This is a genomic window from Pseudomonas sp. GW822-FHT02D10, from assembly GCF_058802345.1.
Genome location: NZ_JBXAOB010000007.1, coordinates 297,777 through 319,260, shown reverse-complemented (window position 1 = coordinate 319,260; position 21,484 = coordinate 297,777). Strand labels below are relative to the sequence as shown.

At 61.1% G+C, this 21,484-nt stretch carries 20 protein-coding genes; 3 read left to right on the top strand and 17 right to left on the bottom strand.

Annotated features, from left to right (window positions below):
• The gene (locus tag AC1RPZ_RS14690) at positions 1-855 is read right to left on the bottom strand and encodes a MurR/RpiR family transcriptional regulator (protein ID WP_493137756.1); all 855 of its coding nucleotides are present in this window, start codon (positions 853-855) and stop codon (positions 1-3) included.
• Positions 856-1,195: 340 nt separating this feature from the next.
• Between AC1RPZ_RS14690 and AC1RPZ_RS14685 the strand changes: the two genes are divergently transcribed.
• Entirely contained in the window at positions 1,196-1,783 is a 588-nt protein-coding gene (locus tag AC1RPZ_RS14685) for a histidine phosphatase family protein (RefSeq protein ID WP_493137755.1), read from the top strand.
• Entirely contained in the window at positions 1,780-2,547 is a 768-nt protein-coding gene (cobF, locus tag AC1RPZ_RS14680; protein ID WP_493137754.1) for a precorrin-6A synthase (deacetylating), read from the top strand. Before AC1RPZ_RS14685 ends, cobF begins: the two co-directional genes overlap by 4 nt.
• A gap of 9 nt (positions 2,548-2,556) precedes the next feature.
• Here the strand turns inward: cobF and AC1RPZ_RS14675 are convergent, their stop codons facing one another.
• Positions 2,557-3,897 (bottom strand): substrate-binding domain-containing protein, encoded by a 1,341-nt coding sequence (locus AC1RPZ_RS14675; RefSeq protein ID WP_493137772.1) that lies wholly within the window; start codon positions 3,895-3,897, stop codon positions 2,557-2,559.
• A gap of 184 nt (positions 3,898-4,081) precedes the next feature.
• Here AC1RPZ_RS14675 and AC1RPZ_RS14670 point away from each other — a divergent pair, with 184 nt between their 5' ends.
• Positions 4,082-4,240, top strand: a complete 159-nt coding sequence (locus AC1RPZ_RS14670; RefSeq protein ID WP_493137753.1) for a hypothetical protein — start codon at positions 4,082-4,084, stop codon at positions 4,238-4,240.
• Between the two features lie 61 nt (positions 4,241-4,301).
• Here AC1RPZ_RS14670 and AC1RPZ_RS14665 read toward each other — a convergent pair whose 3' ends face one another.
• The 15 genes from AC1RPZ_RS14665 to AC1RPZ_RS14595 all read right to left on the bottom strand — a co-directional run bounded on the left by AC1RPZ_RS14665 (position 4,302) and on the right by AC1RPZ_RS14595 (position 20,996).
• Entirely contained in the window at positions 4,302-5,096 is a 795-nt protein-coding gene (locus tag AC1RPZ_RS14665) for a carbohydrate deacetylase (protein ID WP_493137752.1), read from the bottom strand.
• Positions 5,068-6,282: a GNAT family N-acetyltransferase gene (locus AC1RPZ_RS14660; RefSeq protein ID WP_493137751.1), complete on the bottom strand. Its 1,215-nt coding sequence runs from the start codon at positions 6,280-6,282 to the stop codon at positions 5,068-5,070. Before AC1RPZ_RS14660 ends, AC1RPZ_RS14665 begins: the two co-directional genes overlap by 29 nt.
• A gap of 5 nt (positions 6,283-6,287) precedes the next feature.
• Positions 6,288-6,977 (bottom strand): N-acetyltransferase, encoded by a 690-nt coding sequence (locus AC1RPZ_RS14655; protein ID WP_493137750.1) that lies wholly within the window; start codon positions 6,975-6,977, stop codon positions 6,288-6,290.
• A gap of 89 nt (positions 6,978-7,066) precedes the next feature.
• Positions 7,067-8,998: a hypothetical protein gene (locus AC1RPZ_RS14650; RefSeq protein ID WP_493137749.1), complete on the bottom strand. Its 1,932-nt coding sequence runs from the start codon at positions 8,996-8,998 to the stop codon at positions 7,067-7,069.
• Entirely contained in the window at positions 8,995-10,299 is a 1,305-nt protein-coding gene (locus tag AC1RPZ_RS14645; protein WP_493137748.1) for a lipopolysaccharide biosynthesis protein, read from the bottom strand. The genes AC1RPZ_RS14650 and AC1RPZ_RS14645 overlap by 4 nt, the downstream gene beginning before the upstream one ends.
• Positions 10,299-11,306, bottom strand: coding sequence for a polysaccharide deacetylase family protein (locus AC1RPZ_RS14640; RefSeq protein WP_493137747.1), 1,008 nt, complete (start codon positions 11,304-11,306; stop codon positions 10,299-10,301). The genes AC1RPZ_RS14645 and AC1RPZ_RS14640 overlap by 1 nt, the downstream gene beginning before the upstream one ends.
• 9 nt (positions 11,307-11,315) lie before the next feature.
• Positions 11,316-12,452 carry a glycosyltransferase family 2 protein gene (locus AC1RPZ_RS14635; protein WP_493137746.1) on the bottom strand — a complete coding sequence of 379 codons (1,137 nt, stop codon included), beginning with the start codon at positions 12,450-12,452 and terminating at the stop codon, positions 11,316-11,318.
• On the bottom strand, positions 12,445-13,413 hold the full coding sequence (locus AC1RPZ_RS14630) for a glycosyltransferase family 2 protein (protein WP_493137745.1): 969 nt from the start codon (positions 13,411-13,413) through the stop codon (positions 12,445-12,447). Before AC1RPZ_RS14630 ends, AC1RPZ_RS14635 begins: the two co-directional genes overlap by 8 nt.
• Positions 13,410-14,780, bottom strand: coding sequence for an O-antigen ligase family protein (locus AC1RPZ_RS14625; RefSeq protein WP_493137744.1), 1,371 nt, complete (start codon positions 14,778-14,780; stop codon positions 13,410-13,412). Before AC1RPZ_RS14625 ends, AC1RPZ_RS14630 begins: the two co-directional genes overlap by 4 nt.
• Positions 14,777-15,877, bottom strand: a complete 1,101-nt coding sequence (locus AC1RPZ_RS14620; RefSeq protein ID WP_493137743.1) for a glycosyltransferase family 4 protein — start codon at positions 15,875-15,877, stop codon at positions 14,777-14,779. Before AC1RPZ_RS14620 ends, AC1RPZ_RS14625 begins: the two co-directional genes overlap by 4 nt.
• The gene (locus AC1RPZ_RS14615) at positions 15,862-17,454 is read right to left on the bottom strand and encodes a GumC family protein (RefSeq protein ID WP_493137742.1); all 1,593 of its coding nucleotides are present in this window, start codon (positions 17,452-17,454) and stop codon (positions 15,862-15,864) included. Before AC1RPZ_RS14615 ends, AC1RPZ_RS14620 begins: the two co-directional genes overlap by 16 nt.
• Positions 17,455-17,474: 20 nt before the next feature.
• Positions 17,475-18,500, bottom strand: a complete 1,026-nt coding sequence (locus tag AC1RPZ_RS14610; RefSeq protein WP_493137741.1) for a polysaccharide biosynthesis/export family protein — start codon at positions 18,498-18,500, stop codon at positions 17,475-17,477.
• Between the two features lie 21 nt (positions 18,501-18,521).
• Positions 18,522-19,169 (bottom strand): CpsD/CapB family tyrosine-protein kinase, encoded by a 648-nt coding sequence (locus tag AC1RPZ_RS14605; RefSeq protein ID WP_493137740.1) that lies wholly within the window; start codon positions 19,167-19,169, stop codon positions 18,522-18,524.
• Position 19,170: 1 nt separating this feature from the next.
• Complete coding sequence (locus tag AC1RPZ_RS14600) at positions 19,171-19,917, bottom strand: sugar transferase (protein WP_493137739.1); 747 nt, start codon at positions 19,915-19,917, stop codon at positions 19,171-19,173.
• Positions 19,914-20,996 carry an NAD-dependent epimerase gene (locus tag AC1RPZ_RS14595; protein ID WP_493137738.1) on the bottom strand — a complete coding sequence of 361 codons (1,083 nt, stop codon included), beginning with the start codon at positions 20,994-20,996 and terminating at the stop codon, positions 19,914-19,916. The genes AC1RPZ_RS14600 and AC1RPZ_RS14595 overlap by 4 nt, the downstream gene beginning before the upstream one ends.
• Positions 20,997-21,484 lie beyond the last annotated feature (488 nt).

The window sequence follows — 21,484 nt, the reverse complement described above, 5'->3', positions numbered from 1 at the left end:
TTATTTTTCCTCCAGCAGGTGAGTGGTGAAGTCACTCCGTAGGGCATCGATACCTTCCAGTCGCTCGGCAAGATCGGGGCAACGCAGGCTCAGGCAGGCAATCAATGCTTCGACCTGGGCCAATGCCGGCACCAGGGTGTCGAAGGCTGACGCCGACTCTACGGGCGCGGTGATTACCAGATCCGCCATCTCGCGCAGCGGCGAGGCGTAGATGTCGGTGAACAATACGACGCGTGCATGCCGGCTCCTGGCCGCGCTGGCGACGCGCAGTGCCTGGGATTGATAGCGTCGATAGTCGAACAGCAGCACCACGTCCTGGCGTTGCACATCGAACAGCCGATCGGGCAGTTGCGCGTTGTCTTCCAGGGCGAAACAGCCCGCACGTAACAGGCGCAAGTGATTGAGCAGGTACTGGGCGAGGAAACGACTGAAACGTCCGCCGAAACAATGCACCTGATGCCGTACATCCAGCAGCCATTCCAGCAGAATGCGCACATCTTCAGGTTGGGTCAGGGCCTGGGTTTCCAGCAGGGCGCGGTGACTGTCCGCCAGATAATGGGTCCAGGCATCGTCTTGTTTGAGGTGCGAACGCGGTTGCAACAGTGCGCTGGGTGAACGCAGCCGGTGGTCCATGTCGCTGAGGAGGGCGTCCTGAAACTCGGCATAGCCACCGAAACCGAGTTTCTTCACCAGCCGCACGATGGTCGGATCGCTGACACCGGCATGCTCGGCCAGGCGCGACATCGGACCCAGCCCGTTACGCGGGTATTGGTCCAGCAAAGCCCGTATGACTTTGCGTTCCGACGGCGTGAGGTCCAGGTCGGGATCGGTGATCCGGTCTCTGAGTGAGGGCATCCGAGCTCCTGCTGGAGGGTGATGTTGCTTTTGCTTCATAATCCGTTAAATAAGTATTTATGTAATTTATGCTACATGTCCAGTGAATTTTTTCTGTTATCGACAAGGCCCCAAAGTGGGGCGAAAGTCTTGTCTGGCGGGGCTTTCATAGGTTTCTAACGATGCTGTAAGTCATCGCTTTAGCTGGTGTAGGAAAGTGGCTACTGTCGTGACAGATATGTGTTGCGTCTCGCTTTTTTCATGGCAACAGAACAGCCGCAACTGTCTGTTGTTGCGGCAGAATTTGTCTGCTGCGTGATCGGTTGTACACTTTCGTACTCGCAAATCTGAGTGATCCCACGTGCCAGTAACTCGCTTGACCTTGATTTGCCACGCTCGAACCGTCGCACAAAAATTGGCGCGTTTTCCTATGGATGAGCCGCTGGAAATGGACTGGCAAGCGGCGAAGGGCAGTCGCGCAGGGTGTTTCAAACGTGCACCGCAGTTGCTGGGTGGGCCGGAAACCCGAATCAGCCAGACCGCGGAGCTGTTTGGTAGTGACCTGCGGGTCGTGCCAGCACTCGGCGATTACGATGTCGGGCGTTGGCGAGGGCTGCGCATCGACGATCTGCAAAAGGCCGAGCCAGAGGCGTTGCAGGCCTGGCTCAGCGACCCGTCCTTGGCCCCGCATGGTGGCGAGTCAGTGACGCAACTGTGCCAGCGAGTGGGCGACTGGCTGGAAGCACTGTGCACGACACCCGGGCATTTCGTGGCAATTACCCATCCTTTTGTGATCCGCGCAGCACTGATGAAGGTGATGCAGTGCGCACCCGAGGCGTTCAACCTGATTGACGTCGAGCCGCTGTCAGCCACCGAACTGCGTTTCAATGGCCGTTGGCGGCTGCGATTGTTGGATACGGCTGCACACGACGAGGTGAAGCATCCATGAAGCAGCTACTGATCATCGGCATCGGCGCCGGTCATCCTGAATACATCACGATGCAGGCGGTCAACGCGTTGAACCGTGTCGACGTATTCTTTCTGATGGACAAGGGCCAGAGCAAAGACAGGTTGATCGACCTGCGACGGGAAATCTGTGAGCGCTATATCACCGATCCTGCTTACCGCTTCGTCGAGGCCCACAGCCCCGAGCGCGTGCGCGGCGATGTGGACTACAACGCCAGCGTCGTTACGCTTAACCGCGACAAGCAACAGACCTTCGAGCGGTTGATCAACGAGGAGATGACGGACGACGAATGTGCGGCGTTTCTGGTGTGGGGCGATCCGGCGTTGTATGACAGCACTATTCGGATCTTGCAGGCGATCCTCGATTCGGGTCGCTGCACCTTCGAGTTCGAGGTGATCCCCGGCATCAGCAGCGTTCAGGCTCTGGCGGCACGGCACAAGGTACCGTTGAACCGCATTGGGCGCTCCATTGAAATTACCACCGGCCGTCGACTGGCCGCAGGCAAAGTCAGCGATGCCGACAGCCTGGTGGTGATGCTCGACGCAGAAGACGCCTACCAGCAGGTTGCCGATCAGGAACAGCAGATATACTGGGGGGCCTACCTTGGCACGCCCGATGAAATCCTTATTAGCGGCAAGCTCAAAGACGTCGCCGCAGAGATTGAACGGGTCAGGAAAGCCGCTCGGCTGGCCAACGGCTGGATCATGGACACTTATTTGTTACGCAAGGCTGAATCGCCGGAGTGAGCGCCAGCGTCAATAAACCCAGACCTCTACCCGGCGATTCTTGATCCGTCCTTCATCGCCACTGTTAGCCGCCACCGGCATCTCGGCTCCGAAGCCACGAATCTCGCGAAACACCACGCCGCTTTTCACCAACTCGCGGCGTACCGCCATGGCGCGTAGTTTCGATAGTAGGGCGGCCCGCTGCGAATCTGACTTGGCATCGCCGAAACCGACTAGCGTCACCTGTTTGTTCAGCTTGTCGTGTTGCCTTAAATAGGCGAGCACGCGCGACAGGTCCTGCCGGGCCTTGTTGTCCAGGCTGGCGCTACCTTCCTCAAAGCGAAAATTCACCGTGAGTCGCTGTGCATGCTCGGTGATCGCCCGGTAGCCGTCAGGCATTTGCGGGGTCGACGCGACGTTCATGGCTTGCACGGTCTGCGCGATAAAACCATTGGCGGCGACAATCTCCTGGCCCTTGCTGCTCTGGGCGAATTTCACCAACGCGTCGCTCCAGGGGGTCTGGCCATTGGGCGGCAAATAGAAATACAACCGACGCGACAGGGGATAGTCCTCGGTGGCGATCAGGCTGGCGAGCGGCAGCATCGGCTGCGAGTCGCCGTCGACAATCGCCACTGCCTTGGCCTGGCGCACGTAAGGCAAGCCGATGAAGCCGATGCCCTGCGGGTCCTGACTGACCGCATCGGACAGCTGTTCGCTGGACTCGAAGCGTTTTGCCGACTCGGCCAGCGCTTTCCCGCGATGGCTCAGCACCAGCTCCTTGAAGGTGTCATAGGTGCCTGAATGGTCGTCCCGGGCATAGAGGTGTATAGGCCCACCGAGGCCGCCAAGTTCTTCCCAGGTTTTCACTTCGCCACTGAAAACATGCGCCAGTTGCTCGGTGTTCAGCTGAGTCAGCGGGTTTTGCGGATGCAGGATGATCGCCAGACCGTCGATGGCGATGACTTGCTCGGCGCTCGGACTTTTCAGGTCGCCGAGGGCTTCGAGGTCGACCAGTTCGCTGTCCTTGATCGGGCGCGAAGACGCCGCCAGATCGGCGTTGGCGTTTTTCAGTGCGGCGAAACCGGTGCTGGAACCGTGGGCGGCGATGTCCACGACCACCCGCCGACCTTGGGCAGTCTGGCCGACAATCTGCTGTTCATTGTATTTATCCGAGGCTTCGCTATGGACCCTCAGTAACCCTTGTTCCAGCAATAACCCTTTAGCCAGCGCCGGGCCAAGGTCCGCACCGATGGTGTTGGAGCCTTGAATGCGCAGGGCAGGGCCGCGTTCGGGTGTTGGCAGCGCCGTGGCGGTGGCGGATAAAGGAAGCAAACCGCAGAGCAGCAGCGGTAACAGAGCGCGCAACATCAGGCCGGCACCTTCTAAGGCCAAAGGGAGTGCCGGGAGAATAAGACAGTAAGGTTGCACAAATATGACGCCTGGCCAGACACCGGACGCAGACAGTGTGCCGGGCTGTCGCTACCCGTGGCCCATAGCGAAGCAGTGGTTTTGTTCTATCCTGAAAATTGAACACAAACCTCAGGAGGAGGGCCCTATGGCAACCGAAAAGAAACATGAACAGGACGAAGATGCCGACGAGGAAAAGCCGGACGAAGCGACCCCGGAAGAGAATCCACCGGATCCCACCTGGAAGCATCCGGACGACGGCAAGAGCCTTTCTGATCTCGACGAAGAGCGACCACTGAAACCCTGAGTCATCTGCCTTTTGCACAATGCCCGTGGCCAGTCCCGGGCATTGTGCTGTCGGCCTTGCGCTACTCCAATGCCGTCGTGACCGCTGCGGGCTGCGTGCGTGCCAACACGCTATAGGACACCCGCGGGACGCCTGGCAGGCGGTTGTCGAGCAACTTGCTCAAGGACTCGCCCTGATGCAGATAGACGTCGCCAAAGTCGCTGCCGAGCATCGTCGGATGGGCGACGATTTCCAGCAGTCCGTCTGCCGGTGGCGCGGCGTTGCGCACATCCACCGGGGTACAGACGTAGTCGGCCGTGGCACCGGCGAGGCTGCGCAAACGCTGGTTGAGCAGGTGTTTGAACACGCGCTTGGGCAGACTGAGGTTTTGCCCCAGATTGCGCGCCAGGCGAACCGGCACACCCTGACGCGCGGCAAAGCGCGCGACGATCTCACCGATTGGCCAGATATTGTGAACATGCTGATGGGAGTCGAGGTGGCTGGGCCGCAAACCGTTGTCCAGGCAGTGTTGCCATTGCGCTTCGAGCTCTTGCAGCACGGCATCGCGTTGTTGACGGGGGAGCCACAGGCGGTGGCGGGGCAGGTTCAGGTCGAACTCGCCGGACGCGTCGCAAAAGGTTGGCTGCTCAAGAATCGCTCGGCTCAGGGGCCGGCCATAGGTGAGGTTGAAGTGCAGCCCCACGCGGCCCTTGAGCAGCGGCTGTTGCGCCAGCGCACAGGCGGCTTCGAAGGCCGGCATATTGGCCATGGCCGTGGCGGAGCTGATCACTGCGGACTGGAAGGCCCGCAGGATGACCGTGTTTTCGTTCAGGCTGAGACCGAAATCGTCAGCGTTGACTATGACTTGGCGAGGCATTTTCGCCCTCCATGGGTTTTGCACTGGGGGTGATATTTTTATCGATGGCACCCACGTTGGGTGTGCTGGCGGCGGCAATGGCCGCGCGCTTGGCGCGCCACTGTTGCAGTTGCGGTTTGAGGTGGTGCCAGAGCCGCAGGCCAAGGCCCAGCAAGAGCCCGCTGGGGCGCCAGGAGTAGAAGCTCCAGCGCCAGTGTTCGAGCTGCCCGGTCATGCGTTCATGCAGTTGATGGCTGGAGTTTTGAATGCTCACCCGCGAGGCATCGATCCACTTCCAGTCCTCGTCCAGACCCCAGCGAATCCACTCCTCAAGCAGCACCCGGCCGCTGCCAAGATGGGCGTATTGCGGCAGGAACGCCAGGTTGTAGTCGTAGAGCCGACCGTGCTCCAGCAGGCCGAGGCGATAGCTGATGCAACGCCCGTCCAGCTCCAGCACGACCACGCGTACCAGACCCTGGGCGGCGAGGGCGGTAAAGGCGTCGTCCAACCATTGTCGGTGCCGGGCGTCGGAGAAAATCCCGACGCCTTTGTCACCTTTCCAACTGACCGCCTCGACCTCGCTGATGGCCTGCAACAAGGGCCTCATGCTCTGCGCGTCCGGGGTCAGGCGCTTGACCACGGCGCCACAGGCGGCGATGCGTTTGCGCGCCCGGCGCAGTTTGTAACGCGGAGCACCGGAGACTTCCTGGCGGTCATTGTCGCTGATCAGGTGCACCGGCACCCGGCAACTGAGGCGATGTTCACCGGTGGAGCTGAGCTGCATCCATTGCGTCAACGGGCTTTGCTGATCCGGGTGTTCCGGCAGTTCGTTGAGTTGCAGCAACGCGTGCGGCAAGCGCCGGCGGATTTCTCGCAGGGCCAGGCGGATGCTCTGTGCATCCAGGCAGGCGAGCAGGGTAATACGATCGGCGAGGGGATAACCGAGGTGGCGCAAGACGCGAAACCGTAGTCCGCCGAAACGTTCACGCATAGCAATCAGCGGCAGACACAAACCCAATTGCTCGCCTTGCCAGCCCAGCAGCACGTGCAAAGTCGCGCCGCCGGGAAGCGTGCGTTCAGCCGCGCACAGCCAGGTCAGCGTGTTGAACGGCGTAGGGTCCGTCACCCGCTGGCGCAAGGCATCAAAGGCTGTCGCCGGAAAGTCTGTGGCGCACAACGACGTGCGCCACTCCAATCGCACCGTCATGACGATCAGACGGCCGGTGCTGCGACAGTGGGCTGCGACGGTTTGCGCAAGGCGTCCAGGCGCGAGCCGCTGTAGCGGGTTTCGCGGAAGAATCGCCAGCGTCCGAACAGACCATACACATGCATGACCCGGCCTTGCTCTTTATAGCCCATGCGAATGTGCAGTTTCAGTGCCGGGATGTTATGGGTTTCGCAAACATCCACCACCTTGTTACAGCCTTTCGCTTGCATGGCCTTCCACAGATTGAGCTGAAAATCCACCGAGAGGGTGCTGCCCCAATAGGCGCGGATCTGTTCGCCGCCGAACTCGAAAAACTCGCCCTCATTCACCGGGAATCGGCAGCCGTAATAGTGGCGATCATAATAGTCGCCATTGCTGCCCCAGATGAAGGCAACCGTGTTGCCCTCGTCATCCAGGTACATGTGCCCGGTATGGCCTTCGTCAGCCAGTTCGGCCATGGTCCCGACACGGTCGCCGAAGTGTTTGGCGAACGCTCCGGCATTCTGCGCGGTGATGGTTTCCAGGCGTAACGGTGTGTAGGGTCTGAGTTTGTGCGGCGCAATCGGGCTGACCAGGTCGCGCTCCATCCACAACAATTCCCAATGGAAATACACAAAACGCTTCCACAGGGTATTGAGGGTGTGACGCAGACCTTTTTCCTTGATTCGATCTTTTAACTTCTGCAATGCACTCATGTTGCCTCCTGACGGGGGTTAGCCGTGTGAAAGGGCAATGACGACGGCGCGGCAGGATGCCAGCGCGGTAAAGCGTTCGGTTGAGCGGTTCATGGGGCGCTCCAGCTCAAGGCGAACAGTGTTTCGCCGGGCAGCTCGAAGCTGACCCGACCTTCCTGGCAGTGAAACGTCGCTGGCCGGCTTTTGCTGTCGGCACCGAAATAAACCAGCGCATCCGATGGCAACGGGCACGAAGCTTCGACGCCCTGCAAGGTGACATGCTGCAGGCGGGTCACCTTGTTGACGCCCAGCAAGCTGCGTTGTTGACCGGTGGCCATGGCTAGCACATCAACCTCGAACGCGTCGTTGTCCAGGCGCAGGACCTTTTCCAGCCAGTGACTGGCGATGAATTGCTGGGCGAGGCCCACCGGTTTCAGCTCGAAGCGATCGGGACCGAGGACCCGCAGCATGCCCTTGGGGTAGTTTTCCTCGTCGTTGACCTGGAACCAGTTGAGCATATCGAGTAGCCCGTCCTGGGCCGAGTTGATCGCCACCGAGGCCCACCAGAGTGAAGCAAAATGCGTTTCCTGGTCGTAGGGGCTGAGGCTCGAACCACTGGAAATATTGGTCTGGTCCAGCAGCAAAGCCTTGCGCGGCCGACCCTGTTGATCGAGGCCGACCAGCTCGGCGGCGCGGCGCACACTGTCGCGGTAGACGCGGGTGGCCAGCAGGTCGCGGATCATCCATTCGTGCCAGGCCAGAGCGTCGATCTTGTCGCCTGACTCACTGAGCAGGCGCCGCGCCCAGTCGATGCCACGTTTACCGGCGGCGTTGTCGGCAAACGGTCCATTGATCAACTGCGAACTGGCCGGCATGGCGATACGCACACCGGCCTTGAAGTTGGCGGGATCGCTGCGCACCTGGCGGACCATGCTGTTGAAGAGGCTTTGATAGTCGGCAAAGTCCGGGTAGTTGAGGTTCGGCTCATCGGCGAAGGCGATGTAGTGCCGGCCTTTACCACCCAGGGCACGGGTCCCGGCGAGCCAGGCGTCAAGGCCGGTATTGCTGACAGCATCCGCATGCAGGTCGGATTTGCGATGAGTGCCAGCGAGCAGTGTGATGTCCTGGGTAATGCCCAGACGGTCCTGATAGAACTGGCGGAAGCGGTCCTCGTACTGCGGCCTTTTCGCGGTCAGGTCGACAAAACTGTAGTAGCTGGCAGCGCGTGGCTGGAGGGCATCAAGCACCGGGTAGCTGCTGGGTGGCGGCAGTGTATAGGGCATGGCGACGCCCAGGTTTGGTGTTCTGCCAACCACCTCGGCATGCAGTGTGAGCCGGGTCTGGCCGTCGTCCTGACGCACGGGCTTGAGCTGCTGCGGGTTCTGCGCGAACAGGTTGGCGGTGCCGTCGAGCCAGAACGCAACCTTGCCGCTGCCCTGCAAGCGCAGACGCCAGATCTGTTCGACGCTATCGGTGGGCAGTGCGACCTGATCGAACTGCCAATACCCTTGATAGGGTTTCAGCGCCAGAGTGAGCTGTTTGCCATCTGCCACGCGCTGAGCTTGCAGTGCCCCGACGCCGCCATGGAATTTGCCGGCGAGTACCGCGTGCTCAAAGGGCGCAACCTTGAAGTACAACTCATCGCCATCGCGGGTTTCGGCGCTGAAGTGAACCTTGGCCGGGACGAATAGCGCGACCGTGCGTTCATCGTGCTCCACCTGATAACGACGAAAGCTGTAGCCGGGGATCTCCAACCGATAACTGGCGGCACTCGGCGCCAGCGGCCAACTCTGGCTGCCACGGGGTTCGTTGGCGGCGATCTGCCGTTGACCTTTCAAATGGCCTTGGCCGTCGAGCAGGTACAGCTGCTCTTCGTTGGCGTCCGCCTGCCAGGCCGGGACCCAGCGCACGGTCAAGGTGTCGGGGCGGTCTGCCTGCAAGTACAGGCTGCCGTCGCGAATGTCGTCCCAGCGCATCGGCGCTGCATGAGCGCTCAGCCCAAGGCCGAGCCCCAGACCGACCAGCAGCACAAGGCATTTCATGCCGATTTTCTCATCAACATCTGACACATCGGCACCAGATCGCTGGGCAGGATGATCAGGGTTTGCCACACCGGCACGCCGCTGAGCCGGCAATACAGAACCAGCAGGGCGATGGTGACGGCGAGGTAGGCAATCGAGGATGCCGCGGCAGCGCCGATAATGCCGTAGGTGGGAATCAGCAACACGTTCAGCGTCAGGTTGAGCAATGCGCTGGCACCCATCATCAGCGAGATACTGCCGGGGCGGTTCTTGCCCAGCAGGTCCAGGCGCAGGATGCTCGCGTAACACAACCCGAACAGACCCGGGAGCAAGGCCAGCAGCGCCGGATACGCCGGTTGATAGGCCACGCCGAATAGCGTGACGATCAACCACTCACCGATCAGCGCCATACTCAGGCAGGCACCGAGCATCACCGTGGCGGTCAGGCGCAGGGCCAGCGGAGTCAGGCGATCGATGCCCTGTTCCTGTTGCAGCAGGCGTTTCATCAGCGGTGTGGTCACCGCCTCTGGAACGATCAGCAGCAGTTCGGCGGCGGCGCTGGCCATCGCGTAATGCCCCAGCGCGGTACTGCCCAGCAGGGCGCCGATGAACAGGTAATCGGAACGCAGAATCACTTGTTGAAACAGCAGGTCCGGATGACTTCTGGCGCTGTAGCGCAGCAGTTCATTCTGCCCGGCGCGATCCCATTGCAGGTGCAGCGGATTATCGCGCTTGAGCCAGAACCAGCCGGCCAGCACCACCAGGCTGATGCCCGCCAGCCAACTGATCAACGCCGCTTCCAGCGCGGCGCTCTTCCACATCCAGAACAGCGCGAGAAACAACAGCAGCGGTGCCAGCGACTCGGTCAGCCGCAAGGCGTTGAACGCGACCACACCGCCGGAGGCGTTGTGCAGGGTCAGCAAGCCGCTCTTGAGTACCGTCAGCGGCACCGCCAACAGCAGCAACCAGGCGAGCAAGCCGAGTTGGGTGGTGATGTCCAGTTCGTTGCCAAACTCACGCACCAGCGCCACGACCAACAGGGTCAGCAAACCGGCCAGCAGGCAACCAAACACCAGCACCTGACTGAGCAGCAGGCCCATGGGCCGCTGTTTCGCCGCCTGATAACCGACCGCCGAGTTCAGGCCGCCGCTGGTGGCAGCGCTGATCAGGTCGGGCAGGGTGCTGAGCAGGGCGAACAGACCACGCTCGCTGGGCCCGAGGATCCGCGCCAGCAGCACGTTGCGCAGCAAGCGCAGGCCGATCATCGCCAGCTTGGTGCCCATGCTCAGCGCCAGGTGCTTGAGGTAACGGCTGCGGCTCATCAGCGACCCCCTTGGCTGATGCGCCAGGCGAGCAGCTCGGGGCGACTGGCATTGCGCTGGCTGACGCCGAAGCGCGGCAGCGCCAGTGGATCGCCGGTGCCACGGTAGATGCCGGTGCCGGTGCCCAGCGCATACGGGTAACGGTGCGCCGCAAGGTGTTGGCGAACCCGCTGATCGTGATCACCGTTGGGGTAGCAGTAAACCGGCAGCGGCTGTAGACAACCGTTGTGCAAGGCCTCGTGGCTGCGGCTCAGTTCCTTATCCAGTTGCTGATCGTCGAGGCCGGTGAGAATCGCATGGCTGGCGCCGTGGGGACCGAAGCGGATCAACCCGGAATTCTCCAGGACGCGCACTTGTTGCCAGTCCAGTGCCTGCGGCAAGGACTCTTCGGGGCAGCTGTCGGTGAGTTGGCTGAGGGCGTCCGCCGACAGGTCTTTCAGGCTTTGCAGGTAGTGCGCCAGGGCCAGACTGCGGCGCTGTTCATCAGGCTCATGGAGGAACGCGCCGGGCAATGGCCGACCCAGCCGTTGCAGGTAGTCAATCAAGCGTTGTCGCGGCGCCGTGCCGTGGCTGCCCCAGAGGGTTTCCCCCAGGCTTTCCCACCAGAAGCGCTGGCGGCTGCCGATGTAATCGGTGGACAGGAAGATGCTCGCCGGCACCTTGTAGTGCTGCAGCAAGGGGAAGGCATTGAGCGCATTGTCGCGCCAGCCGTCATCGAAGGTCAGGGCGACCTTGGGGCGGCCGTCGCGTGCGGGGTGCTCGTGGGCCTTGAGCAAGTCCATCAGGTGCACGCAGTCAAAATGCCGCTGCAACCAGCGCAGCAGCCGTTCGAAGGCCTGGGGCCCAACGCACAGTTCGTTGCGGTGCGGCAGCTCGGCACTGTGGTCGTCGGCCAGCACCCGGTGCAACATCAGGATCACCCCGGCGCCACGCAATTGACGGCGACCCTGGGGGGAGTTCAGGTACAACCAGCCGATGGCACGCTTGATACTGGTCTTGATCGGCATGTCAGGCACTCATCGAGTCTGGTCGGGGTTCCATTGGTTGTAGCTGTGCCCGCGCAAGAACTGCCACAGGCCGACGCTCATGCCGGCCAGGGTCACCAGCACGAACGCGGCGAGGCGAAACGGCTTGGGCAAGCGGTGACGCACGTCCAGCAGGCCGGCTACGGCGAAGGCGTAGCCGAGCAACTGGGCGGCCAGGGTCAGGCGGTAGAAGCCAGGCTCATCGAGCAGCCAGAGATTGGCCACCAGCAAGGGCAGCAACAGTACCGGCGCCAGCCGGCGGATCAGCTTGTGGCTGATCAGCGCGATGGCGTACAGACCATGGCGCAACGGGTTGAGCAGCTCACGCCGGGCCGCCAGGCTGATCAGGCCGCCGACGGTGACGCGCTGGCGGCGGCTGAACTGTCGGTCGGCCTCGTCCACGCCTTGATCGAGCACCTTGGCGTCGTCGACATAGATGACGCGCTTGCCCGCGACCGGTGCGCAGGTGTTGATAAAGAAATCATCGTTGACCAGGGCTGGAATCGGTTGGTACAGCTCGCGGCGCAACGCCTGCAGGGCACCGTCGGCCGAAACCGTGCAGCCGGTGCGGCTTTCCACCCGGCGCAGCCAGGCTTCGTAGTGGCGGTACAGGCTTTCGCCCAGGCTCAGGCCTGAGCCTGGGACGGCGATGTTCATGTTGCCGACGGTACCACCGACCTCAGGGTCGGAAAACGGCGCCAGCAGCCGCTGCAAGGTGCCGTCGATCCAGTGAACATCGGCATCGGTAAACACCAGAATATCGCCTGTGCAGTGGCTGACAGCGGCGTTGAGCACACTGTTCTTGCCTTGGCGCGGCAGGTCGAGCACCTCGATGCGCGGGTCGTCGAAGCGGCGCGCCAGGGCCACGGTCTGATCGGTGGAGCCGTCGCTGGCGACGATGATCTGCAAGCGGGCGGCGTGATAGTCCTGGGCCAGCAGATTGCGCAGTTTGTTCTCGATATGGCGTTGCTCGTTGTGCGCGGCAACCACCACGCTGACCCGTTGCGCAGGCAAGGGCGCTGGCCTGTGTCGAGGAAAAAACGGCCCAACGACCGTCAGCAGCAGCGGGTAACCCAGGTAGGCGTACACCGGCAGCAACAGGCACAACCAGAAAATGAGTTTAGCCACGGGCAGGCCTCCTGGCGTTCCAATGACAAAGGCTGAGGACGAAGGCCGCGCCGGTCAGGTGCAGGCGCAACCAGTGCAGGCCCCAGAGTTGCAGGATCAAGCCGAGTTCGTGGTGTTTCAGGCTCTGGCGCAGGCTCAGCGCCAACGCTGGCAGGCAGCTGATCAGCAAAAACACCAGGGCCAGGTGGGGCATGCCGTCGAGCAGTGCCGCAATGGCGATCCCGTCCAGCGCCCAGGCGCTGATCGAGAGCAGGGGGAAACGCAGCAAACGCAGACTCACGCCGTGGTTGCGCAGCAGTTGCAGATGACTGCCCTGGCGCCACAGTTCCTTGCCCAGCCACTCGCGCCAACTGCACTCGTAACCCCAGTGCAACGCCACGCTTTCGTTGACCGCCATCAACCGTGCGCCGGCCTCGCTCAAGCGCAGGGTGAAGTCCTTGTCTTCACCAGTGCGCAGTTGCTCGTCGAAGCCGCCGACACGCACGAACCATTCACGGCGCATCAACAGATTGGGGGATGGCAGCCATTGCACCTGCATCGTCGACTGACCACTGGCTTGCTCGGTGCGGCGTTGCCAGGCATGGGCAAACCACGGCGCCTGAACGGGTGTTTGCAGGTCCAGCGCGAGCACGTCGGCCTGGCCGCTGGATTGCAGATCCATCAGCAGTGTCAGCCAGTTTTGCGGCATCTCGATGTCGGCATCGAGGAACGCCAGCCAGTCGCCAGTGGCGAGTGCCGTGCCGTGATTGCGCAAGGCGCCGATGTGCAGGCCGGGCAGGCTCAGCACCTGGGCGCCGAGGTTGCGGGCAATCTGCGGCCCCTGATCCTGGGAGCCGTTGTCGACCACGATCAGCTCGCATTCAACCCCGGCAACTTTCGCTGCCATACGTGCAGACTGCAAGGTCCGGGCGATGTGCTGTGCCTCGTTGTACATCGGCACGACGATGCTGATGCGGCTCATGCCTGGCGCTCCGGCAGCGGGTTTTGTTCAGCCTTCAGACGCAGCACCCAGGACAGCGCGAGCATGATCCACAGGTATTTCTGGTTTGGCGCGCTGAGGAACATCAAGAACACCGTCAACGACAGCAAGCTCATGCCCAGATGCGTGATCAGGTCAGCCTGTTCCCATTCATGGCGTTGCAGCCAGGCACTGCGCGCTCGCTGCATATTGAACAGGCCCATGCCGAGCAGGCCGACAAACAGCAACCCTGCCGGGATGCCGAGTTCGCTGAAAATTTCCAGGTAGGTGTTATGAGCGCGACGATACAAGTCACCGAGCTTGCGGTTGGCCGAGAACGCCTTGGAATAGCCAGTGCTCGCGTAGTGCAGCGGGAACGTTCCGGGACCGGAGCCGAGCAGCGGGTTCTCGCGGATCAGCTGGCCGCCGACCACGATGTACGAAGCGCGGCGCCCCAGGGATTCGTCGTTGTGACCGCTGGCGCCGGCACTCAGAGCGCTCAACGACTGAATATGCGCGATGTAGCCCGCCGGCATCGCGTAGATCGCCAGGGGAATCAGGATCGCCACGCCGAGCATCGCGAACCCCAGGTGGCGCGGGCGAATGCGCGGCAACTGGGCGCGGTAGTGATAGAGCCCAAACATCAGGCTGACGAACACTACCACCAGCCCGGAACGCGATTCGGTCTTGGTCATGCCACCGAACAGCAGCACGCAGCAACCTAACCAGAACAGCCGATGCAACAGATTCGGGCTTTTCAGCAACAGCAGCAGCGCCTGCGGAATGGCAAAGGCGATCAGCATGGCAAAGGCGTTAGGGTCTGCCAACAGGCCGGCGGCGCGGCCCTGATCCTGGTACTTGCTGGAGAACATCGCGAGGATGCAGGTCAGCGTCACGCTGAGGGTCGTCAACCGGCAGAACATCATCAGATTCATGTCGCGGCCGATCAGCAAGGTGATCACAAACAGCACCAGGCCGACGCTCAGTTCGCGCAGGTGACCCAGGGACATGCCCAAGTCATCGGTCACCAGCATGCTCAGAAAGTACAGCACCATGAACCACGCCAGAAATCGCCAGAGGTTGCTGCGCAAGCGATCGGATGGCACTTGATGCAGCGCCAGTTGCAGCATCAGGACCAGGGCCAGCGAGGTACCGATGAGTTTCGACCCCGTCAGCGCGCTGTCCTTGAACAGACCTTCGAGCGGCACCAGTGCGACGATGCCCAGCAAGCCCCAGGCCGGGCGCCGATACAACACCGCCACACCGATCAGCCCCAACACCGCACCGGGGGCCAGGAATGGCCACGGGCTGGCCAGCAGAATCAGACACGACAGCCCCAAAAGGCTGACCACCGACAGAGGAATAATCACGCGCGAGCCTCCTGTGCAGTGCGGATGTACAACTGCGACCAGCGTTCGGCCAGTGCCGGCAGGTCGTAGCGGTCCAGTTGGGTATGACGGGCGTTTTCCGCCAGCAGACGGGCCAGCGCCGGATCACTCAGCAGGGCTTCGATTCTGCGTGCCAATGCACGGCTGTCGGTGGCGGCGGCGAGCAGTCCGTTATGCCGGTCTTCGATGACATCGGGAATGCCACCGACACCGAACGCCACCACCGGCACCCCGGCCTGCATGGCTTCGAGCAGAATCATCGGCGTGCCTTCGGTACGCGAGCTGATGACCAGTGCATCAAGTTGCGTCCACCAGGCGCGCATATCGGTCTGGTAGCCCGGCAGGGTGATGCGCTCCTGTAACCCGGCCGCGTTGATCCGCGCCAGCAGGGTTTGACGTTCCGGACCGTCGCCGAGCATCACCGCGTGCACCTGCGAATGCTCTTGGCACAACGGGATCAGCGCATCGAGAAACAGGTCCGGGCCTTTCTCGCTGCTCAAACGTCCGACGTAACCGGCCAGCCAGCGCTGCTGATCGTCGGTGTGCCGGGGCAGGGCGCTGGCGGCCGGCAGGCCATTGGGGATCACCTGGAGTTTGTCCGCTCGGACACTGGCACGCCGACACAGCACGGCAATACTTTCCGCGACACAGACCACCCGGTTGACCGACGCGGTGCGGCACAGTTGCAGGCTCAGCCAGTTGTAAAAGCGTTGCTTACGACTGCGTGGGGTAAAGCCGTGCTGGGTAATCACCAAGGGCAGGCGCAGCAGCGTCGCGGCTACCCAGCCAAACAGCAGGCCCTTGAAATTGTGGGTGTTGACCAGCGGACGTTCGTCACGCCGCTGGCGCAGGTGGTGGATCAACTCGCCCAGGCTCGCGCAACTGCGGCAGTCGACCGACGCTTCGCGAAACCGCGCAATGAGTTCTGGCGGCGCGTCGAGAAACAGCACCTGGTGCTGCCCCGGCGTCGCCAGGCAATGGTCCAGCAACATCCGCTCGGCACCGTAGAACCCGCCGCTGCTGAGCAGATGGATGATCGGCAGCGCAGGGGCGGTCTGCCTGTTCAATGGCGCACCCAATGGACGAAGCTTGGGACGGTCCAGTTCGGATGCGGATTGGTCGGTATCACGTTCTGGTCGTTGATCACCAGCAGCACTGGCAAGCCGAGCTCATGGCTGATTTGCGCCGGGTGTTTGAAGTGGTGATCGAAGAACTCACGCACGTAGACCAGGGCAATCGCCAGCAACAGCCCGGTGAGCATGCCAAACGGAATGATCAGCCACGGCTTTGGAAACGCCGGGTCGGTCGGCTCATACGGTGGGCTGAGGACCCGGGCGTTCGACAAGTCGTTGTCGAGCAAGCGCGCGGTGCTGCTTTCGGCGAAGCGCTGGGCGTAGGTGGAGAAGGCCGCGTGCAGCGCGTCGATCTCGGTGTCCATCTGCCGCAGTTTGCTCTGGGTTTCCTGTAACTGGTGAATGCGGTTCTTGTAGTCGGCAATGCGCGCGGTTTTCTGGTCGATCACCGAGCTGACGATGGCCAGGTCGTTGGTGCGTTCCTGGATCCGGTTGCTGACGATTTTCAGGAACTGCTGACGAGTGCGGGTAATCTGTTCGCGGGTCAGCATCATCGGTTCACTGCCCGGCTGGAACACGGCCAGGTCGTTGTTGTAGCGAGTGACCTGGGTCGTCAGCTGTTCGCCCAGTTGCTTGATTTCCCGGTCCTCATAGGCGACGTCGCCCACCGTGTTGGTGAAGGTGTAGGGGAAGGTGTAGTCATTGAGTTTTGAGCTGTTGGCAGCGCTCAGGCTGGTTTTCAGGTAGTCGAGCCAGCGCTGGCCTTGCAACAGACGGTCACGGTACAGGTTGAGTGCCTGTTCTTCGGTGTTGATGGCATTCAGGCGAAAGGTGATCTCTTCCTTGGGATCGGACGAGCCGATGCTTTCCAGCAGCCCCAGGCGCGTGCCTTCCAGGCCATCGAGGCGAACCTGATACTGCAATCTCTTCTGTTCGTAGAAGGTCTGCGGCAGATCGATCGATTGCAGTTCCTGACGATTTTGCAGGTAGTTCTGCAGCAGTTGCGCGACGAACTTTGTGCCCTGCGCAGGATCGCCAAAGGCGTAGATAATCGAGATCACGTTGGAGCCGGGCAGCGTCTCGATCTTGAGGCTGTCGATGGCCTGTTGCGTCAGCCCGTCCAGGACCGTGTCACGGAGCGGATCGATCTCAAGTCCGACCAGTTTGCGCACTGGATTGATCACATACTCGCGCAGCGGGTTGACGATCACTTTGCGTAGCGGCTCAGTCACCAGTTTGACGAAAATCCCCGGTGACGGTGTGTACTCGCCCTTGTCGCGCAGTTCGCTGATGGTCTGGCGAATCAGCGCCGGTGAACGCAGGATATTGGCTTCGGTTTCCATGTCCGCCAGTGACGGCGGGATGAACGTCGCATTGTCCTGGGTCAGTGACGAGGTGGCGTCGCCCTGGGAGAGTTTCTTGGACTGCACGATCACCTGGGCGGTGATATCGAAGCTCTGTTTGAGCACCAATGGCAGCAGGAGTGCGATCACTGCAAAGACCAGGAAGACTCGCTTCACCAACTGCTTGTTGGCGAAGAAGATCCTGAAGAACTCATGCAGGTAGTTTTCCTTCGGATTCATGGTCGGTCACCTGCAAGAGGTTAGTTGGAAGAACTGCCTTTGTCGTCGACACGGTATGAGAAGCTGAAACCGACACCCTGGAAGAGCACCACGTCGGCCAGTTGTCGTGCCAGCTCGCCGGCGCTGGCCAGTTTGGTCTTGGGCACATAGAGCATGTCGTCGGGTTGCAGGTAGGCAATTTGCGTCGCGTCACCGGCCAGGGCTGCATTCACGTCGTAACGCCGGGCTTCGACCTGATTGCCGTTACGCCGCATGATCACCACCGAGTCGAGCCGCGCCTTGACGTTCGGCCCTCGGGCCAGGGTCAGTGCTTCAAGCACCGAGACCGGCCGGCGGATCGGGTAGGAACCGGGCTGGCCGACTTCGCCGAGCACATAGATTTCGTTGCCTTCGGTGGACTTGAGCAGCACGTCGACGTTCATGCGTCCCGGCAGTTGCTCATAACGTTTATTGAGGAAGGTTTCCAACTGGTTGACGGTCATGCCTTGCAGCGGTACCGCGCCGATTTCCGGAAAGCTTGCATAACCGTCGTTGCCCACGGTGATCTCGCGGCTCATGCCGGTGGCCGGGTGATTCAACGCGTTTTTGAGGTTCTGCTCGTTGGTCAGCGGGCTGATCACTTGCACGGTCAGTTGGTTGCGGTTGGGCTGGAACAGCATCTTGCGCTGATAGGCACGCTGGATTTCTTCGCGGGCCTGATCGCTGGTCAACCCGTCAATTTTCACCGAGGTGTTGGCACCGGGCAGTTGAATGGTGCCGTCAGGCAGTACCAGCTGGTTGCCGTTCAGCTGGCTGGCTGCGGTGAAGTGCAGGCCGATCTCGTCACCGGATTGAATGCGGTAGGCCGCCGAGCCGCTGGTGGCGATATGGAAGATCACATCCAGTTTGTCGCCCGGGCGTAATGTCTGCTCGACCTTGGGCACATCGGTGGCCTGAGCATTGGCGGGTGCGGCGGTGAGAATCTGCACCGGCATGGTCTGGGTTTCGTTGTGGCTGGAGCAACCTGCAAGAGGCAGCAACAGCAGGGCAAGCCATTTCACGTTCATGTCGTCATCCTTTGGCTGCTGTTACAGGTTGTTGTAGAGCCATTTGGGCATGTAGTACTTGCGACCGTTGAAAACGCTGCCGACCACTTTTGCCCCGGCCTGGCTCAAGCGTTGGGTGGCGGCCTGTGCGACTTCCCAGCGTGTATCCTCGGCACGTACCACCAGCACCACGCCGTCCACGAGGGTGGCGATGACCAGCGTGTCGGCGGCGGAATACACCGGGTCACCATCGATCACCACAAATCGGTACTGTTCGGCAAGTTGCTTGAGCAGTGGCCGCAATTGCTCCGGCGTCAGGTGTTCTGCACCGCGGATGTGCCGGCCGTTGGGCAAGACATGAAAGGGCAGCGTAGAAACCTCCAGGATGCAGTCCTCTAGCCGAGGGGTGTTCTCCTGGTTGAACAGCAGATCGCGAAATCCCCGTTCCTTTTGCACCCCCAGTTGATGGCTGAGGTTGTTGGCTGACTGGCTGGCATCGACCAGCAGCACTCTGCCGCTGCTCATCTCCGACAGTTGTCTGGCCAGTGCCAGGGCGCTGGTACTGATACCGTCGCCGCTGTTGGCGGCCGTCAGGAACAGGACTTGCAGGTCCAGGTCGAGCACGGTCGAGGTCAGGTTGGACTCGCTTGGGTTTGCGATGGTCAAGCTTTTAGTGGTTGAACCGTCCATCTCAACTTGCTCCGTGGCCGCTGAAAACCTTGAAGGGCGTCTTGAGCAGGATCTTCAGATCCAGCAGAAGGCTCTGATTGGCGATATAGCTCAGGTCGAGCTCGACCCGTTTATCGAAATCGATGTTGCTGCGCCCGGAGATCTGCCACAGACCGGTCATGCCGGGGTAAATGCTCAGGCGCACGAGGTGCGTGTCCTTGTAGCGATAGGCACTGAACGAGGTGGGTCGTGGGCCGACCAGGCGCATGTCACCGGTGACGACATTGATCAGGTTCGGCAGTTCATCGAGGCTGCTGCGCCGCAGGAAGCCGCCGATTCCGGTGATCCGCGGGTCCTTGTCGATCTTGAAGTCGATGGCGTCGGCACCGTGTTTGTTCAGGTGGCGCAGCGACTCCTTGAGGTCTTCGGCATTGGCCACCATGGTGCGGAACTTGAACATGCCGAACAGCCGTCCGCGGTAACCGGTGCGTTTTTGCACAAACAGCACCGGCCCGGGGCTGCTGAACTTGATGATCAGGGCCAGGGCCAACAGCACCGGCGACAACAGCACCAGCAAGATCAGCGCACCGAGGGTGGCGACCACCCGATTGGTTCGCGACAGGGTCCAGGGACGACCACCGTCGCGGCCGGTGATCCAGCTGCGACCTTGCATATGGATCGCCGCGTCGAGGCGCATGCGGTGCTCGGGATCAAGGCGTTTGTCGCACAGCATCGTGTTGAGTGGCACTCCTTTTTCATGACCGGTCATAGGCTCCTCCGTTGTTGCGCAGGCCCGGCCCGGCGGGGAGATTCGCCGGAGAGCGACGTGGGGATGACGGGCAGCAGGTAGTACTCACGGAACCAGGCAACGAAACGTCTGAGCCCTTCGTCGAGCTCCACTTGCGGGTGAAAACCGGTGTCGTGTTCCAGTTCATGAACATCGGCAAAGGTGTTCAGAACATCACCCGGTTGCAACGGCAGTAATTCGACGTTGGCCTTGCGCCCCAGATGCTTTTCCATCAGCGCCAGGTAATCCTTGAGTTCAATCGGATGCTCACCGCCAATGTTGTAGATCCTCCACGGTGCCATGCTGGTGGAAGGATCAGGGTGCTCGCGGTCCCAGCCCGACGCGACTTGCGGTGCGCGATCGATCAGGCGCGCAATGCTTTCGATGATGTCGTCGATGTAGGTGAAGTCGCGCTGATGCTGGCCATAGTTGAACAGTTTCAGCGGTCTGCCTTCGACGATCGCCCTGGCAAAGCGGATGGGCGACATGTCCGGACGACCCCAGGGGCCGTACACGGTAAAGAAGCGCAATCCGGTGCACGGAATGCCGAACAGGTGGCTATAACTGTGGGCCATCAGTTCATTGGCTTTTTTGGTGGCCGCATACAGTGACAACGGATGATTGACGCCGTCATGGGCTGAATAGGGCGTGTGCTGGTTGGCACCGTAGACCGAACTCGACGAGGCGTAGATCAAATGCCTCACCGGATGGTGACGGCAGCATTCGAGAATATTCAGGAAGCCGCCGAGGTTGGTGTCCAGATAGGCCTTGGGGTTATCCAGCGAATAACGCACCCCGGCCTGCGCGGCGAGGTGAATCACCACCTCCGGTTGTTCGCGGGTGAACAGCGCAGCGATCGCCTCGCTATCGGCTACGTCGATCCGCGTCAGGGGAAATTCGCCGACCTGCTCCTCAACCCAGCGCACCCGGGCATGCTTCAGGGCGGGGTCGTAGTAGTCATTGAAGTTGTCCAGTCCAACGATCTGGTGTCCATCGCGCAGCAGTCGCAACACACAATGGGCTCCAATGAACCCGGCCGCACCAGTGACCAGGATCTTCATGCGTTTGATCCTTGCGCCACGCACAGAAACCGGCGACTTGCATTTGCCAGTGCGGCTGCTTTTATCAGGCCAACGTAACCCGTACCCAATACGTTCACGTCCATACCGGCGTGCCTCGTAAGACGGTTGATGTAACTTAAGTGAGACTGTCAAAAGGGGTATAGCCCAGCGTGGGCAAATCGTGTCAGCAAACTGACATGTTCTTCATGTTGAAAAACGGTGAGGGCTTAGGCGACTCGCCATCAAGTGCCGTCAGGCAGCGGCTCTTGCCTGTGGTTGAGGTGTTGCAGACGTTTTGAAGAAAGCGATAAACGGTCGTGAAGCTTGAATTACAAGGGTTGACAAGATGTTGGTGTGTCAGATTTGAGTCACCTGTTTTTTGACGCTTTTGTACGTCAGATGGCATTTCTTGCGCTTTAAGGGCGTGCTGCTAGTGTCAAAAAATGGCCAGTCATGAACTCGCCATACCCTCCATCAGGAGCGATAAA

Bases quoted from the DNA above. Each gene is read 5' to 3' on its own strand.
- AC1RPZ_RS14650 (WP_493137749.1), bottom strand. From the start codon at position 8,998: ATGAAATGCCTTGTGCTGCTGGTCGGTCTGGGGCTCGGCCTTGGGCTG.
- AC1RPZ_RS14605 (WP_493137740.1), bottom strand. From the start codon at position 19,169: ATGGACGGTTCAACCACTAAAAGCTTGACCATCGCAAACCCAAGCGAG.
- AC1RPZ_RS14690 (WP_493137756.1), bottom strand. From the start codon at position 855: ATGCCCTCACTCAGAGACCGGATCACCGATCCCGACCTGGACCTCACG.
- AC1RPZ_RS14660 (WP_493137751.1), bottom strand. From the start codon at position 6,282: ATGACGGTGCGATTGGAGTGGCGCACGTCGTTGTGCGCCACAGACTTT.
- AC1RPZ_RS14640 (WP_493137747.1), bottom strand. From the start codon at position 11,306: ATGCCGATCAAGACCAGTATCAAGCGTGCCATCGGCTGGTTGTACCTG.
- AC1RPZ_RS14615 (WP_493137742.1), bottom strand. From the start codon at position 17,454: ATGAATCCGAAGGAAAACTACCTGCATGAGTTCTTCAGGATCTTCTTC.
- AC1RPZ_RS14670 (WP_493137753.1), top strand. From the start codon at position 4,082: ATGGCAACCGAAAAGAAACATGAACAGGACGAAGATGCCGACGAGGAA.
- AC1RPZ_RS14600 (WP_493137739.1), bottom strand. From the start codon at position 19,917: ATGACCGGTCATGAAAAAGGAGTGCCACTCAACACGATGCTGTGCGAC.
- AC1RPZ_RS14630 (WP_493137745.1), bottom strand. From the start codon at position 13,413: ATGAGCCGCATCAGCATCGTCGTGCCGATGTACAACGAGGCACAGCAC.
- AC1RPZ_RS14645 (WP_493137748.1), bottom strand. From the start codon at position 10,299: ATGAGCCGCAGCCGTTACCTCAAGCACCTGGCGCTGAGCATGGGCACC.
- AC1RPZ_RS14655 (WP_493137750.1), bottom strand. From the start codon at position 6,977: ATGAGTGCATTGCAGAAGTTAAAAGATCGAATCAAGGAAAAAGGTCTG.
- cobF (WP_493137754.1), top strand. From the start codon at position 1,780: ATGAAGCAGCTACTGATCATCGGCATCGGCGCCGGTCATCCTGAATAC.
- AC1RPZ_RS14610 (WP_493137741.1), bottom strand. From the start codon at position 18,500: ATGAACGTGAAATGGCTTGCCCTGCTGTTGCTGCCTCTTGCAGGTTGC.
- AC1RPZ_RS14665 (WP_493137752.1), bottom strand. From the start codon at position 5,096: ATGCCTCGCCAAGTCATAGTCAACGCTGACGATTTCGGTCTCAGCCTG.
- AC1RPZ_RS14595 (WP_493137738.1), bottom strand. From the start codon at position 20,996: ATGAAGATCCTGGTCACTGGTGCGGCCGGGTTCATTGGAGCCCATTGT.